12 protein-coding genes and 1 pseudogene are annotated in these 14,448 nt (G+C 55.0%); 6 read left to right on the top strand and 7 right to left on the bottom strand.

What is annotated here, in order from left to right; all coding sequences use genetic code 11:
* Nucleotides 1–27 precede the first annotated feature (27 nt).
* The 4 genes and pseudogenes from KZH41_RS11025 to KZH41_RS11010 form a co-directional block, all read left to right on the top strand.
* Nucleotides 28–1,272, top strand: a complete 1,245-nt coding sequence (locus KZH41_RS11025; RefSeq protein ID WP_263274815.1) for a hypothetical protein — start codon at nt 28–30, stop codon at nt 1,270–1,272.
* Nucleotides 1,269–1,793 (top strand): hypothetical protein, encoded by a 525-nt coding sequence (locus KZH41_RS11020; RefSeq protein WP_263274814.1) that lies wholly within the window; start codon nt 1,269–1,271, stop codon nt 1,791–1,793. The genes KZH41_RS11025 and KZH41_RS11020 overlap by 4 nt, the downstream gene beginning before the upstream one ends.
* 143 nt (nt 1,794–1,936) lie before the next feature.
* A complete protein-coding gene (locus KZH41_RS11015) occupies nt 1,937–3,745 on the top strand; it encodes a hypothetical protein (protein WP_412548779.1) in 1,809 nt (602 codons plus the stop codon).
* A gap of 41 nt (nt 3,746–3,786) precedes the next feature.
* Nucleotides 3,787–4,230 (top strand): annotated as a pseudogene (locus KZH41_RS11010) (diguanylate cyclase domain-containing protein); the annotation flags it as partial.
* On the opposite strand, the gene KZH41_RS11005 reads toward KZH41_RS11010, so the two are convergent.
* The 4 genes from KZH41_RS11005 to KZH41_RS10990 all read right to left on the bottom strand — a co-directional run bounded on the left by KZH41_RS11005 (nt 4,227) and on the right by KZH41_RS10990 (nt 6,661).
* Complete coding sequence (locus tag KZH41_RS11005; RefSeq protein WP_005786715.1) at nt 4,227–4,598, bottom strand: hypothetical protein; 372 nt, start codon at nt 4,596–4,598, stop codon at nt 4,227–4,229. The pseudogene KZH41_RS11010 and the gene KZH41_RS11005 sit on opposite strands and share 4 nt — an antisense overlap.
* Nucleotides 4,595–4,933 carry a helix-turn-helix domain-containing protein gene (locus KZH41_RS11000; protein WP_263274812.1) on the bottom strand — a complete coding sequence of 113 codons (339 nt, stop codon included), beginning with the start codon at nt 4,931–4,933 and terminating at the stop codon, nt 4,595–4,597. The genes KZH41_RS11005 and KZH41_RS11000 overlap by 4 nt, the downstream gene beginning before the upstream one ends.
* 96 nt (nt 4,934–5,029) lie before the next feature.
* The gene (locus KZH41_RS10995) at nt 5,030–5,485 is read right to left on the bottom strand and encodes a YkvA family protein (RefSeq protein WP_094952113.1); all 456 of its coding nucleotides are present in this window, start codon (nt 5,483–5,485) and stop codon (nt 5,030–5,032) included.
* 435 nt (nt 5,486–5,920) lie between these two features.
* Entirely contained in the window at nt 5,921–6,661 is a 741-nt protein-coding gene (locus tag KZH41_RS10990; RefSeq protein ID WP_094952114.1) for an FKBP-type peptidyl-prolyl cis-trans isomerase, read from the bottom strand.
* A gap of 247 nt (nt 6,662–6,908) precedes the next feature.
* Here KZH41_RS10990 and KZH41_RS10985 point away from each other — a divergent pair, with 247 nt between their 5' ends.
* Nucleotides 6,909–8,717, top strand: a complete 1,809-nt coding sequence (locus KZH41_RS10985) for a di-heme-cytochrome C peroxidase (protein ID WP_242155251.1) — start codon at nt 6,909–6,911, stop codon at nt 8,715–8,717.
* Complete coding sequence (locus KZH41_RS10980; RefSeq protein WP_263274811.1) at nt 8,714–9,877, top strand: catalase family protein; 1,164 nt, start codon at nt 8,714–8,716, stop codon at nt 9,875–9,877. The genes KZH41_RS10985 and KZH41_RS10980 overlap by 4 nt, the downstream gene beginning before the upstream one ends.
* A gap of 244 nt (nt 9,878–10,121) precedes the next feature.
* Here KZH41_RS10980 and KZH41_RS10975 read toward each other — a convergent pair whose 3' ends face one another.
* From KZH41_RS10975 to KZH41_RS10965, 3 genes are all read right to left on the bottom strand, one after another.
* Nucleotides 10,122–11,402, bottom strand: coding sequence for an MFS transporter (locus KZH41_RS10975; RefSeq protein ID WP_263274810.1), 1,281 nt, complete (start codon nt 11,400–11,402; stop codon nt 10,122–10,124).
* 15 nt (nt 11,403–11,417) lie between these two features.
* Nucleotides 11,418–12,353: a LysR substrate-binding domain-containing protein gene (locus KZH41_RS10970; protein ID WP_263274809.1), complete on the bottom strand. Its 936-nt coding sequence runs from the start codon at nt 12,351–12,353 to the stop codon at nt 11,418–11,420.
* A gap of 83 nt (nt 12,354–12,436) precedes the next feature.
* The gene (locus KZH41_RS10965) at nt 12,437–14,446 is read right to left on the bottom strand and encodes a CocE/NonD family hydrolase (RefSeq protein ID WP_263274808.1); all 2,010 of its coding nucleotides are present in this window, start codon (nt 14,444–14,446) and stop codon (nt 12,437–12,439) included.
* Nucleotides 14,447–14,448 lie beyond the last annotated feature (2 nt).

Raw genomic sequence — 14,448 nt, 5'->3', positions numbered from 1 at the left:
AACCTCAGTAATGGATTACACGTCGCTATGACGCAGATTATAAATCGTGATGCAGCCGATAAGACGAAAGGCTTCCGACTACAGAAGCTTCGTGCGGCAAGGCTACTTCTTGAAGCGTCTAGCGAAAATTCACATGTGAATTTTTATTATGCTGCTATTGAAGTAGAGGAAGATGTAACAATAATAAAAACCACGGACTTCACTACTAAACAAATAATTGAAGAAGATAAAAACTTTAATCCCGACAGCAACTTTACTCTCTTCTCAAACGCGGTCCTCAACACACTTGTAAGTTTTTTCGATATTTACATAGGCAAGTGGCAAAAAAGTTACTCAACTTTATTCACGTTTAATTTTTACACAACAACAAATTTTGGAAAAGAGAGAAAGGAAAAACTTTCTGACGGAACCAAAATAGAACTTCCCAAGAAACCAATTCTTGAAACGCTCCAAAACAAGTCGGAAATTACCGACGAAACAGCGAACCTTATCAAAGCCGTATTAGTTGACGAATATATAAATCAATATGAAAAAATGGAAGGCAACGGACACTTAAAAGCACTAGAAGAGATGCCCCTAGATGACTTTAAAAACTTCTTAAAAAAAATAACTTGGCTATCAGGCCAAGAAGATGAATCGACGCTTCAAGAAATAACAGAAAAACTAATAAAAGAAAGCAATTATTACCAAATCAGCATGAGCGGAAAAGAGCAATTAATCCTTGCAAAGATACTAGATAAAATCGATGAAAAGCAGCATTTCAAAGACTATGCAGAAAGATTCATAAACTCTGCAGAGGTTCAGCTTATCTTTAAAATGGCCGAATCTGAAATAAATGAATCCTTGCTTGACCCCATCTGGAAAGACCTTCAAGAGCTATCCTTAAAAATAAGTGACAAACGTAATCTTGAAGAAAAAATATTGGATGTTTGCCCAACTTATCCAAAATCCAAAATTGCAACACTAGCGAGAAAAGCTTGTAACTCAAAGACAGAGGAAGACGCAAGCAACAAAAGCTTCCTATCGTTAAAATACAGAGTTTTTGAAGCTTGCGACGACCATTTCTTTGACCATCGGAAACTAGAAAAAGGTGTCGACCAACATTCTATCGACACTACAATAAAAGCTTTGCAAGAGAAAGCTGCCAGCTCAGTTGAAGAACTGAAAAAAGACTATACCTACTCCGTATCTAATAGAGAAACCGTCAACAGCATAGTTCTTAACCTAATAGACTCATGCTTTGTAAGCCTCGACGAGGAGACGTCCAAATGAACGAGGCCGCCAAAAAGAATTTAATGTTCATCTCTTCAGATGACTTCTACCTTATAACTTACTCAATTTTTATTATTCTTGACTGCCTTGGATGCACTAAAGGAAGGGAATTCAAGGACTATAGAAAACTACCCTTTATAGTCGAACTAATAAATAACAAAAGAAATATACTAACACTCGAAGCAACACCTCTAGAAAAACTGCACAAAAACGACAAAGACTTTCTATTCCAAAGCTATACCAATGGACTAGCAAAAAGAAGTGAAACTTTAAAAATATTGTTTACTCTTGAAAAAAAAGGTTATGTAAGCCTACAGCAGGGAAGCATAGAGACCTTAGTGAATATAACTTTAAACAAAGACAAATTACCAAAAGACTTTTTATCAAAAAAAGTGTTCGGCACAGAGTACCAAAACTGTCAAAAACTTAAAACAATAATCCAGAGAAGCACTGCACTTACTCTTGATACATTTCTCAGCAAAATATATAGAGATAGAGGCGTAAAAATATGGGAAATTTAAGAATCCAAAAGGTAGTTTACCAAGGCACGAACTATCATTTCGAGTCCCCCATATTCGACGAAAACCTCATTCTCATAGAAGGTGACAATGGCACAGGGAAAAGCACCTTCTGTAACCTGATTTACTATGGTCTCGGCGGGAGGGTGAATGAATTCAGCCGAAAAGAGAAAAAAGAGCAACATAAAGAAATAACAAACGATAAAGACAATCGAGTCGAGCTTTATATAAAAATAAATGAAGAAAGCTTCAAGCTCACACGATACATAGAAGATAATGACATCACCATATCCTCTACATTAGAAGCAAGTGATATCCAGACAAAATCTCTTGCACTCATACACAACAGCGACATTGCACCAATAATACTACAAGTATTCCGAACACAAGAATCTGAATATATATTTTCGGATTGGATATTATCAAAACTAAATATATCTGTCGTAGAGCTATATCAAGGCCATCGAAACTTTAAAATAAACTTTAATGACCTTATGCGTCTTATTTATCATGACCAGCAGCCAGACCCGAGAGGGGTTTACAAAAAGCTGGATACTCAAAACAATTTTATGAACGATTCCGAGCTTTTGAGGAAAGCTATCTTTGAGCTTTTGGTCGGCAAGACATACTCAGAATACTATGACTCTCTCTCCAAATCAAAATCACTAGAAAAAGAAAAAAACATAGCAGCAGGACTTCTAAAAGAATACTCGCGAATCATAGAAGAACTATCAGGAAGTTCAGAGCCGCTAAACATAACATTCCTACAAAAGGCCCTACAGGATAAAGAAAATCAATTAGAAAGACTACATGACTCCAGAAATAAATTCAAAAGCAGTAGAGACACAAAAAAAACAACAGTTGATTATGCACTTGTAGACTTAAAAAATAAGACAACCGAAAAGCAACTCGCACTAAGCGAGCTAAACCAAGCATTAATTTCAACAATCGGAGAAAGACAGAAATTAAACGCTATAAAAGAGAGCACTCTTAGAGAAATATCTCAAATATCTAAAATAATTCATTCTCACGACCAGCTTAATTTATTTTCAGCAGACACTTGTCCATACTGCTTAGGAAAAGTTGAGCGAGTAGCAGGCCACTGTGTATGCGGCTCGGAAATTAAAGAAGAACAGTATCAGCGTTTCTTTTACACATCCAAAGAATACAAAGATATCTACAAGTCCAAAATAAAAACAACTCACACAATCGAAATAGCAATAACCGATTGCGAGCAAGAGCTGAGCACTATCCAAAAAACAATCATGAGCTTGGAGATAGAACTCCCTGAGTTAATGCGAAAAATAGAAGAGCGTATTGATAACCTCGACACTCCAGTAGACCTTGATACAATAAATGACATTGATGACGAGATATTAAATACCCGTCAAGACATAGAAACCATACGTCAACAAATGGAGGCGGAAAGTAAAAACGTTCGCCTGACAAATGATTACGAGAAGAAAAGAAGCGACCATGAGAAGTCTAAGTTATTGACAGACCAACTAGAGGCCAATGCTAAAATAGACATACAAGAAAAAGTAGGCAAACTAAGTGCAATATACAATAAACTCATGACTGACTCTCTTCCCGACTGTAACACCGCACGTATCAGCATAGAAGATTACTTGCCAATAGTTGGCACCGGTGAATATAGAGAGGCTAGCTCAGCAGTATCAAAAAGATTGATGTATTACCTTGCACTTATGAATCTATCTCTTTCAGAAGAAAACGTTCCTTTCCCAAGATTCTTAATAATTGACACACCAGAAACATCAGGGATTGAGCTAGACAACCTTAAACGTTGCTTGGCAAAAATTGGAGAGCTTAATCACTATGGAAAGCCTTACCAAGTCATACTTACTACAGGTCTAAAAAAGTATCCTGACGACTTCATAAAGTACAGAAAAATATACCTACCGGACAAACAGCATCGACTGCTTATTAAAAATTAGTAAGGGGTCAAACAGATCGATTTTTCTTTCACAAAACGGCCCCATTCAACGACATCTACGGCTATGGACGCGGGGATGAGGTGTTGCTGTGCCTGGCGCAGTGCCTCAACGACCGGGTCGACCCCAGCCGCGACTTTGTCGGGCATATCGGCGGCGATGACTTTTTGCTGGTGCTGGGCCCACAGGATTGGCGCAAGCGGCTCAACCAACTGCTGGATGATTTCCACACCCAGTGCCGACGTTTCTATCGCGCCGAACACCTCGATGCCGGCTGCTTTGTGGCGTTGAGTCGCCAGGGTGTGCGCCAGGAGTATGCCTTGCTGTCACTGTCGATCGGCGTGGTGCATTTATATCCGCAGGCCTGTGCACAACTGGATGCCAGCCAGTTGGCGGAGCTGGCCTCGCAGGCCAAGCACCATGCCAAGGATGTGGCTGGCTACAGCATTCATGTGATCGACAGCCTGGACATGCTGGGCCAGGCTTAGGCCTCGGCGGATTCCGGGTACTCGTACTCGAACACCCGCACCACTTCCGAAGCGTGCCAGGATGCGGCGGCCACGCCATCGGATGGCCCGCTGAAACGCCCCAAGCGCTCCACACATTCAAAAAACCCGGTGCGCGGCAGGCGGCTGGCGCCCTGGCTGATCACCAGCGAGCTACGCAATGGCTGCTCGGCCTTGGCGTCCAGCGCGGCCAGGTGCTCCAGGGCGGCGGCCAGGGTCTGCATCGCCGGCGTGGGGAATTGCAGGCGCTCCAACAGCGCGCGGTAAGTCAGCAGGTGGCGCTGTCGGCGCGCCTGGTCCAGTTCGTTGAGTAACCCGTCCCAGTGTTGACGGCTGATACGTAGGCTCAAGATTCATCCCTCCATCCTGCAACGCCCAACTCCCAGGCCAGGCTGCGGCGTATGGCGGCATCCGGCTGGCGTTCACCACTTTCAATCAATCCCAGGTACGAGGGGCTGATACCCACGGTGCGGGCCAGCGTTTCGATGGCCAGGCCCTTGGCTTCACGCAGGCCGCGCAGGTCCGCGAGCGGGCGCAAGGCCTGATCGGGAGCGACCTGGGCGGTAGAAGTAGGCGTTGGCACTGGTTGTTGCTGACCGGCGGCTTTTAGTAGCGCCTGGTACTGGTCCCATAGCAACACCGCGTATTCGGGTTCGCCATCGCGTGAAATTATCTGAATATCCATGACCGCCCCGTAGGATAACAACACTCACTAAGTAAGCACTTTCCTTAGGAGTGTAATCCTAACAGCCACAAAGGTCGCAGAGGGATATAAGCGTCGTCAGTTTTTTTGCGGGTTTTCCTCGGCCAACAGCGCAGGCGTCGCTGGCAGGCGCTCAACCACGGCGAGCTTTTCCGGACGCTGGGCGTCGCGCCAGGCGCGGAAGGCGCTCATTTCGCCGTCCAGGGTCTTCATGACCCATGCCAGCACGGCAATGTCGTCGAGCATACCGAACACAGGAATAAAGTCCGGGATCGCGTCAATCGGGCTCAAAAAGTACATCAGCCCCGCCACCACCGAGATCAGCGCCTTGGGGCTGATCGCCCGGTACTCACCGCGCCAGTAGGCCAGACACAGAGCCTGAAGCAATTTGAGATCATCCTTGAGCTTACCCAGCCGGTTACCTTGGTTTGAGCCTTTGGCGGCGACGGCAAACAGCAGGGTCGGCAACCGCCCACGGCCGAGCAAGCGGGCGGCCATGGGCAGGAAACGGGTGAAATTGAAGGGTGGTTTCATTCGTCACTCCAGTTCCAGATGACATAAAAGGTTATCCACACAAATTGTGGATAACCTTGTGAACAGAGCCTGTTTTATCGGCTGAAAGCCACGGAATACAAGGCTTTCAGTCAGATCGGGCGTTTTTTGCGCACATTAAAAAAACCCAAGATTTCATTGACTTGGCGTTGATGTGCCGCTACCCGTGCTCGAGTCTTATATCAGACTGTTTCAGGTTGCAGGGGTTCGTTTGGATTTGCTGCGGGTTCAACGTGAAGTGAGCTGAATACTCCTCTGTGGCAGCTGGCTTGCCTGCGATAGCATCACCGCAGTGTGAGCGACACACCGAGTTGCCTGCATCGCAGGCAAGCCAGCTCCCACATGAACACTCATTTATGCCGACACCAGATACGACAACGCCCCGTCGAAACGGGGCGTTGTCTGTTCAGGCGCCGATTACTTCTTGGCAGCTGGAGCCGCAGGTGCGTCAGGGGCTTCAGCCTTGGCTGGGTCCTTGATGGCCAGCAGTTCCAGGTCGAATACCAGCACGGAGTTGGCTGGAATCGCTGGGCTCGGGCTCTGTGCGCCGTACGCCAGGTCGGACGGGATGTACAACTCGACCTTCTCGCCAACGTGCATCAGTTGCAGGCCTTCGACCCAACCTGGGATCACGCCGCTGACCGGCAGGTCAATCGGGCTACCGCGATCCACGGAGCTGTCAAAGGTAGTACCGTTGGTGAGCTTGCCGGTGTAGTGAACGGTCACCACGTCGGTCGGCTTAGGCTGTGCGCCATCGGCCTTCTTCACGATCTTGTACTGCAGACCCGAAGCTGTGGTGACTACACCGTCTTTCTTGGCGTTTTCTTCGAGGAATTTCTTGCCGGCGGATGCCGACTCTTCACTCATTTTGGTCATACGTTCTTCTGCACGCTTCTGCAGTGCGGCAAACGCTTCAACCAGTTCGTCGTCTTTCAGCTTCTGTTCTTTCTTACCGACGGCATCTTCGATGCCCTGGGCTACCGCTTTGGAGTCCAGGTCATCCATACCTTCTTGAGCAAGGCTTTTGCCCATGTTCAGGCCGATACCGTAGGAAGCTTTCTGCGCCGGGGTTTTCAGCTCTACGCTGGTCTGCGAATCACAACCCGCAAGTACCAGGCTAACCAGGGCCACCGCCGCCGCCAACCGATGCTGTTTCATGCTATTTCCTTGTTCATGCGCCAAAAGGGCAATCGAATAAAGTCGCGAGCTTATCAGGCGGCCACGACCAATGGCTACCGGCATGTGAGCAGGAAACTTCTGATAAGTTCACGTGTTTAAAAGCATTTTCATTCATTATGAAGGCCCGCGAAGGATCGCGGGACCCGCTGCAACCAGACTGCTGGCCACTTGCCGCACCTGTGACGCAGTGGCATAAGAACGCTACAACTCGACAAGGATAGTTATCTTGCGCATTTTTTCCCGTGTTTTACTCCTGATATTGATAGCGCTCGGCCTGCTCCTGGCCGTGGTGCTCTATTACACCGTCAACCCCAAGCTGCCGGACTATGTGCCCGTGGAGCAAGTGCACTACCAGGACCAATGGAGTGCCGCCGACCGCCAGACCTACTACTTCACGCCCCAGGGCACCCAGGTAAAAGGCCTGCATTACGCCTGGTTCACCGCCCTGGAACTGCCGTTCTCCGACCAGCGTTTTGCCACGCCCGAGTACCTCGCGCGCTTCGGTTTCTTGGTGGACCCCAAGCAAGTCCCCACCGCACAAAACCCCGGCAACCTGCCAGTGGGTTTCACCCGGCACCAGAACGCCGGCAGCCCGGTTGAATACCTGGACATCACCTGCGCCGCCTGCCACACCGGCGAGCTGCACGTTAAGGGCCAAGCCCTGCGCATCGATGGCGGTTCGGCCCAGCACGTGCTGCCCTCAAGCGTGCCCACGTTGCGCGGCGGCAGTTTCGGCCAGGCGCTGGTGGCCAGCCTGGCCGCCACTTATTACAACCCGTGGAAATTCGAACGCTTTGCCCGCCACGTGCTGGGCGATCGCTACGACGCCGAGCACAACCAACTGCGCCAGGACTTCAAGCAGTCGCTGGATAGGTTTTTCACCGTCGCCTGGAACGACACCCATCGTGGCCTCTACCCCACCGAAGAAGGCCCGGGCCGCACCGACGCGTTTGGCCGTATCGCCAACGCCAGCTTCGGCGACGCCCTCTCCTCGGACAACTACCGAGTCGCCAACGCGCCGGTGGACTACCCCTACCTGTGGGATATCTGGACCTTCAACTGGGTGCAATGGAACGGCTCGGCCCAGCAGCCCATGGCGCGCAATATCGGTGAGTCCCTCGGTGTCGGCGCGACGTTGGATTTCTTCGACAGCGCCGGCCAACCGCTTCAGGGCGATGCACGCTACCCCTCCAGCGTGCGCGTGCGTGACCTCAACCTGCTCGAAGAAACCTTGCAACGCCTCAAACCGCCCACCTGGCCGGAAGACCTGTTCGGCGCTGTCGACAAGCCCCTCGCCGCCCAAGGCCGCGCGCTGTTCTCCGAGAACTGCGCCGGCTGCCATGTCCCCGCCGTCAGCCAGGCCAATGGCCGCCCGGTGCAACAACTGAAAATGCTCCCCGTGGAGTACATCGGCACCGACCCCGGCGCCGCCAGCAACATCGCCGACCTGCGCTATGACCTCAGCGCCCTGCAATGGGACCCGGCGGAACTGGCCAAGCTCAACGTCGAGCTGCACCCCACACCGACCGCACCGCTGGACCTGCACAAAATGTCCGTGGCCCAAGGCCTGGCCTACATCACCGCCTTCGTCGAAGACCACGCCTACCGCGCCGCAGGTGTAACCCCGGCCGAGCGCCAGCGCCTGAACGGTTTCGGCCTGCCCATCGGCGTACGCGAGTTGCGCGCCTACAAAGCGCGGCCATTGGCCGGCGTGTGGGCCACACCGCCGTTCCTGCACAACGGCTCGGTGCCGACGATCTACCAATTGCTCTCGCCCCAGGACGAGCGCAGCACCACCTTCTATAAAGGCACGTTCAACTATGACCCGCGCCACCTGGGGTTTGAGACCGGCGCGTTCAAGAATGCCTTCCTGTTCGATACCCACATCACCGGTAACCACAACAGCGGCCATGAATTCCGTGCCGGCCAGCGCGGTAATGGCGTGATCGGCCGCGGCCTGCTGCCACAGGAGCGCTGGGCGTTGTTGGAATACCTCAAAGTGCTGGGCGGCCCGCTGGAGCAACAGTTGCCATGATTATCCGATCTCACAAGGAACCTTCGATGCTCGCACGTCTGTGGCTGCGCCTCGGCGCATTTCTGGGTAAAGCCCTGCTGTGGCTGGTGGGCTTGGGCCTGCTGGGCTGGCTGATCGCCACTACCTGGTTTGCCTGGCAACACAGCGGCCCGGTGTCGCCGGATGAACAGATCCCACCCGGTGAAGCGGCCATGACCCAGGGCATCATCCAAACGGCGGTGCGCATCGTCGATCAGCACCGCGAAGGCACGCGCTACCTGCGCGATGCCCATGCCAAGGCCCATGGCTGCGTGAAGGCTGAAGTCAGCGTAGTGGCGGATCTCGACCCGGCATTGCGTCAGGGCGTGTTCGCCGAGCCGGGCAAGACCTGGCAAGCGCTGATGCGCCTGTCCAACGGCAACGCCTACCCGCAGTTCGACAGCATCCGCGATGCACGCGGCATGGCGCTCAAACTGCTGAGCGTACCGGGCAAACAGCTGCTGGACGACCAACAAACGCGCACGGAACAGGACTTCGTGATGTTCAGTCACCCGAACTTTTTCGTCAGTGACGTGGCGGAGTACGCGCAGAACATCGGCGCTCAGGCGGACGGCAAGAAGGTCCAGGCATTCTTCCCCAAGGCTGACCCACGTAGCTGGCAGGTGCGTCACTTGTTTATCGCCCTGGCAACGTTAGCCCCCGCACCCACCAGCCCGACGCAAACCACCTACTTTTCGGTATCGCCCTATAAATTCGGCACGGCTAACGCCAAGTTCCGGGTTGCGCCCGACCCACAAAGCTGCCCGGAATACGCATTGCCCGAGCAGAACCAGGACCTGCCGAACTTCCTGCGCAGCGCCTTGAATCAGCAACTGTCGATTGATCGTGCACCGGCTTGTTTTGTGCTGCAGATTCAGCGGCAGAATCCACAGAAATTTATGCCGATCGAAGACACCAGCATTGAATGGAAGGAGAGCGATGCGCCGTATGAGACCGTGGCCAAGGTGCGGATACCCGCGCAGGATTTTGATACGCCCGAACAGAACCTGGCGTGCGACAACCAGTCTTTCAACCCTTGGTTCGGCGTCGCCGAGCATCGCCCCATCGGCGGTATAAACCGCTTGCGCAAGGCGGTATACGAAGCGGTCAGCGATTACCGCCACAGCCGCAACACCCCGTAAATAGTGCGTAACAATGGGCCCGGCGCCGTAAGGTTTGCGTCGGGTCTATTGAGCAGCTTTCGCCGTACCTCTACCGTAATTGCCTACCCCATCACGTAGGAAATCACCGTGGAAAGCTCAACCCTCGGCATGCTCGTACTGACCGTTATCGCCGTATTCGGCACCGCCGCGTTTTGCTTCGAGCACTTGGCTACGCGCCAGCCGCGCAAGAAAAAAGCCAAATAGCTATCAAGCCAAGCAGCCTTCACGGCTTGCTCTCGGGCGCGGGGTCGTTGATCACCAGTTCCTCGGGAATTTCGTCCACCCGAGGGTCGAGTACCACCGCCATGCCCCCCATCGGATGTTCGGGCATGGCCACGTGGTGCAGCGGCGCCCCTTCGACAAGGTATTCACCCGTGACCTTCTTGGGTTGCACACGCCAGATCAGCAACAGCGCACAGGCCGAAAACAGCATGTAAAACGCGCCATGCCCGTAGCTGTTCATCAGCGCGCCGCTGAGCATCGGGCCCAGGCTGGCACCGATGCCGTGGGTGGCGAGCATCATGGCACTCAAGGGCACACGCCGGGGCTGTTCGACGTTGTCATTGGCCAGCGCCACCGCCAGCGGGTAAAGGGTGAACAGCAGCAAACCGCTGAGAAAGCCGAACACCAGCAACAAGGTATACGGCAGTTGCACCAGCCCCCACAGCGGAATCACCACCAGGCCCAAGGCCAATGCGCAGGCGCGAATCAGCCGCGAGCGATCGATGCGGTCCGACAGCCAGCCTATCGGCCACTGGCCACACAGCCCGGCAAAGATCGACACCGCGACAAAGGTACTCGCCTGGGCGGTGCTCAGGCCGTTGCGCGTGGCGAATACCGGGGCCAGCGCATAAAACGCGCCGATCATAAGGCCCGTCACAAATACCGTGGTCAGCGCCTGGGGCACCCGTTGCCAGAAAAACCCCACTTCCAGCGGCGCTGCCACCAGCTTGGCCGGGTGCAGGCGCCGGGTCATGGTCACCGGCAACAGGCAGGCGGCAAAGCAGATCGCGACGATCACCAGGGGTTTAAAGTCCAGCTCGGGCCGCCAGATCAACACGCCCTGCCCCAGCATCAGGCCCAAAGACACCGCCACCATGTAGCCGGCAAATACCGCACCGCGCTGGTTGTTTTCCGCCTGCTCGTTCAGCCAGCTTTCGATGACCATGTATTGGTTCATCATCACCAGGCCCATCACAAACCGCAGCACCAGCCAGAACTCCAACTGCTCGAACAGCACATGCAGCAACACGATGATGGTGGCGGCCCCGGCACACGCCACATACGAGCGCACATGCCCGACGCCGGCAATCATGCGGTGGCCGAAGTTGGCGCCGCAGACCATGCCGGCGTAATACGCCGCCGTCAGCGCGCCGATCCACACCTCGTTGATGCCCTGGCTGCTCAGGCGCAGGCCGATAAAACTGAAAAACAGCCCGTTGCCGGTGAGCATCAAGATGGTGGCGCTGTACAGCGCAGGAAAGGTCAGGAATGTCAGGCTCATGAGAACAGTCGGTGGTTAAGGGGAGGCATTCAAGCGGCTGGTGTGAGCCAGCAACCATTGGCGAAAACTGCGCGCCGCCGACGGCGGGTTACGGTGATGAGGTTGCATCAAGTGCAGGCGGCCACGGCTGTGCAGGGTGTGCGGCAGGGCCATTTGCAGGCGCCCGGCGGCCAGTTCACCCGCCAGCAGGCTCTTCCAGCCCAGGGCGACGCCGTGCCCCATGACCGCCGACTGCATCAACAGTTGATAGCTGTTGGTGCGCAGCGCATGGCGCGGGGTGTGGTACTGGGCACCGACATCGGCAAACCAGTCGGTCCAGGTCAGCCAGTCGTTGTGATGGTCCTCAACGATCAGCAAGGTGTGGGCGTGAAGCAAGTGTTGCAGGTCGTGAATCGGCCCGTGACGCTCGATATAGCCAGGGCTGCACACGGTAATCACCTGCTCGCTGTCGAATACCGGCGATAACTCCAGGCCGAGGGGCGCCGGCAGCTCATCGAGGTGATAGAACAAGCCCAGGTCATATTCATTCACATCCAAATGGCTGGGGCTTTCGCTGCACAGAATGCGGATATCCAGATCTGGGTGCTCGCGCTGAAATTGCGGCAGCAGGCCAGCAAGCCAGATGGTACTGATGGTGGGCGTACTGGCCAGGGTCAACTGGCGGTCGGCACCGCGACGGCGCAACTCGGCGGACTCACGGTCGAGTTCGCGCAACAGGCGCTGCACGGTGCGAAAGTAGCGCAGCCCCGCTGGCGTCAGGCTCAGCCCCAGTGCCAGCCGGTAAAACAGCGGGCGGGCCAGGTCTTCTTCCAGGCGCTTGACCTGTCGGCTGACTGCGCTTTGGGTCAAGTTCAGTTCATGGGCCGCCTGGGTAAAACTCAAATGGCGGGCAGCCGCTTCGAAGGTCTGCAAGCAGTTGAGCGGCGGAAGATCGACGTTTCGGCGCGACATGAATAGCCCCAATAGCAGAAACGGGCCCAGGTTTACCCAGGCCCGTGGAGATCACGTTGGCAAGCATCCTGCCAGTTGCTTACTCACAGCGCGACCCTGGCCACGCGCTTGCTCCATTGCCGACGATGTTCCAGCTGGCCATTTTCCCAGGCCGTCTGTTCCGCTTCCACGTAGAACCACTCGGCGTCGGCGTGCACGCTCAGGCTGCTTTCCACCTCCACGGCCCAGGCATCGCGGCTGACACGGTAATGCCAGTGGATATCGGCACGGGTCGACAGCGGGTCCCAAGGCAACGTGCGGTATTGCTCGGTGCAGCGCTGATCTACAGATAAGCCATGATCGGTAAAGCGCACCGCGCCGAGGTCGTCCTCGATCTTCACACAGACTTCGCCACTGCCCACGTCTTCGATCAAGGTGCGTTTCGGCGCGGCGGCGCGCAGGACTTCCAGCGCAGCCGGGGTTGCCGCTTGCGGCGCATCGAACGGGCATGCCACTGCATCGCCGGTAAAGATCGGCAGTTGCAGGCGTTGCAGGCTCGGCAGCAGGGTCAGGGTGGTCAGCTCGCGGCTCGGCCACAGCAACGGGAAACTGGCGGTACTCAGGGCCAAGCGCAAACGATAACCGGCGGGCAGGCGCATGCCGATATGGTCCAGGTTCAGGTGCACGTCCATCGGTTCGCCTGGCACAACCGGCGTGACGCGGGAAAAGTCTTCGCGAAGATTGAGATTCAGCACGCCGTAACTGATCTGCGTGACTTGCCCATCCGGCGCCACCGCATTCAGACGCGCCACCAATTGCCCACAGGCGGTGTCACTGGCCAGGCGCAGCGTGAGGCGCGCATCCCCCAACAGCGCCAGGGTTTCGGTCAGCGGCGGGGAGTCGAAGCACAGCGAGTGGGCATCATCGCGGCGCTGGTCCGTCGGCCCGTCGGGGCCAAACCAGATGGCGCAGTATTCGCCCTGATGCAGGCCGGTGGTCAGCGGCGAACAAATGCTGCGCGCAGCGACCAGCGCCTGGTTGCCGGGGTTGAGGCCGCGCTCATCGAGGCTGAAATCGGTCCACTGCACCTGCGGGTCCGGCCACCCGGACGTCTGCACCCAGATGCCCGGCCGCTCAGCATAACTGCCCTTCGGCGACAGAATGTCCTGTAGGTAAAAAGTGCAGGCAGCGTCATCCATCACCCCATTTTCGATGCCCTTCAGCCAGTGATCCCACCATCTTTTTGCTTCTTGCAGGAAGCCGATGGCCGGATTGGGCACGGCGAAATGCGGATACTTGTGAATCCACGGGCCGATCATGGCTTTCTTCGGCCCCGGCAAGTGCTCCATCATGCGCGACACCGTGTTGCGGTAGGCATCGCCCCAGCCGCCCACGGCGTAGACCGCCGCCTTGATCTTCGAGTAGTCCTCGCACACCGAACCGTGGCGCCAGTAGTCATCGCGGGTCTGGTGATGCAGCCAGGTTTCGGCGAGCAGCGGCATGGCCTCCAGGCGTTGCTGCCAGAGGGTTTTCCAGGCGTCGCCGACCAGCACCGGGTCGGGCACCGCAGCGCTGAAGTTGAGCATGGTCGCGGCCCAGCCGAAGTTCTCCATCAGCAGGTTGCCGCCTTTGTAGTGGATGTCGTCGGCAAACCGGTCATCGGTGGAGCACAGCGTGATGATCGCCTTCAGTGCCTCGGGCTGGCGTGCCGCCACTTGCAGGCCGTTAAAGCCGCCCCACGAGATGCCCATCATGCCGACGTTGCCGTCGCACCAAGGTTGCTGGCACAGCCAGTCGATGACTTCGAGGGCGTCGTCCTGTTCCTGCAGCAGGTATTCGTCGGCCATCAGCCCCTGGGATTCGCCATTGCCACGCATGTCCACGCGCACACAGACATAGCCCTGGCCCGCCATCCACGGATGGGTCAGCGCATCGCGCACCGCAGTGCCGTCGCGCTTGCGGTACGGCAGGTATTCCAGGATTGCCGGGAAGGTCTGCCCACCGGCGATATCGGGCAGCCAGATGCGCGCGGCCAGTTGGGTGCCGTCCTTCAGGGGGATCAGGCAATGCTCGATTTCACGGACCTTGTAGGCAAATTCGGTAACGATTTTCATCG

Origin of the sequence: Pseudomonas sp. YeP6b (assembly GCF_025642995.1) — a bacterium.
GTDB lineage: Bacteria > Pseudomonadota > Gammaproteobacteria > Pseudomonadales > Pseudomonadaceae > Aquipseudomonas.
This window is presented reverse-complemented; position numbering and strand designations above follow the sequence as displayed.

Bases quoted from the DNA above. Each gene is read 5' to 3' on its own strand.
- KZH41_RS10980 (WP_263274811.1), top strand. From the start codon at position 8,714: ATGATTATCCGATCTCACAAGGAACCTTCGATGCTCGCACGTCTGTGG.
- KZH41_RS10990 (WP_094952114.1), bottom strand. From the start codon at position 6,661: ATGAAACAGCATCGGTTGGCGGCGGCGGTGGCCCTGGTTAGCCTGGTA.
- KZH41_RS10975 (WP_263274810.1), bottom strand. From the start codon at position 11,402: ATGAGCCTGACATTCCTGACCTTTCCTGCGCTGTACAGCGCCACCATC.
- KZH41_RS10965 (WP_263274808.1), bottom strand. From the start codon at position 14,446: ATGAAAATCGTTACCGAATTTGCCTACAAGGTCCGTGAAATCGAGCAT.
- KZH41_RS10970 (WP_263274809.1), bottom strand. From the start codon at position 12,353: ATGTCGCGCCGAAACGTCGATCTTCCGCCGCTCAACTGCTTGCAGACC.
- KZH41_RS11025 (WP_263274815.1), top strand. From the start codon at position 28: ATGACGCAGATTATAAATCGTGATGCAGCCGATAAGACGAAAGGCTTC.
- KZH41_RS11020 (WP_263274814.1), top strand. From the start codon at position 1,269: ATGAACGAGGCCGCCAAAAAGAATTTAATGTTCATCTCTTCAGATGAC.
- KZH41_RS10995 (WP_094952113.1), bottom strand. From the start codon at position 5,485: ATGAAACCACCCTTCAATTTCACCCGTTTCCTGCCCATGGCCGCCCGC.
- KZH41_RS11000 (WP_263274812.1), bottom strand. From the start codon at position 4,933: ATGGATATTCAGATAATTTCACGCGATGGCGAACCCGAATACGCGGTG.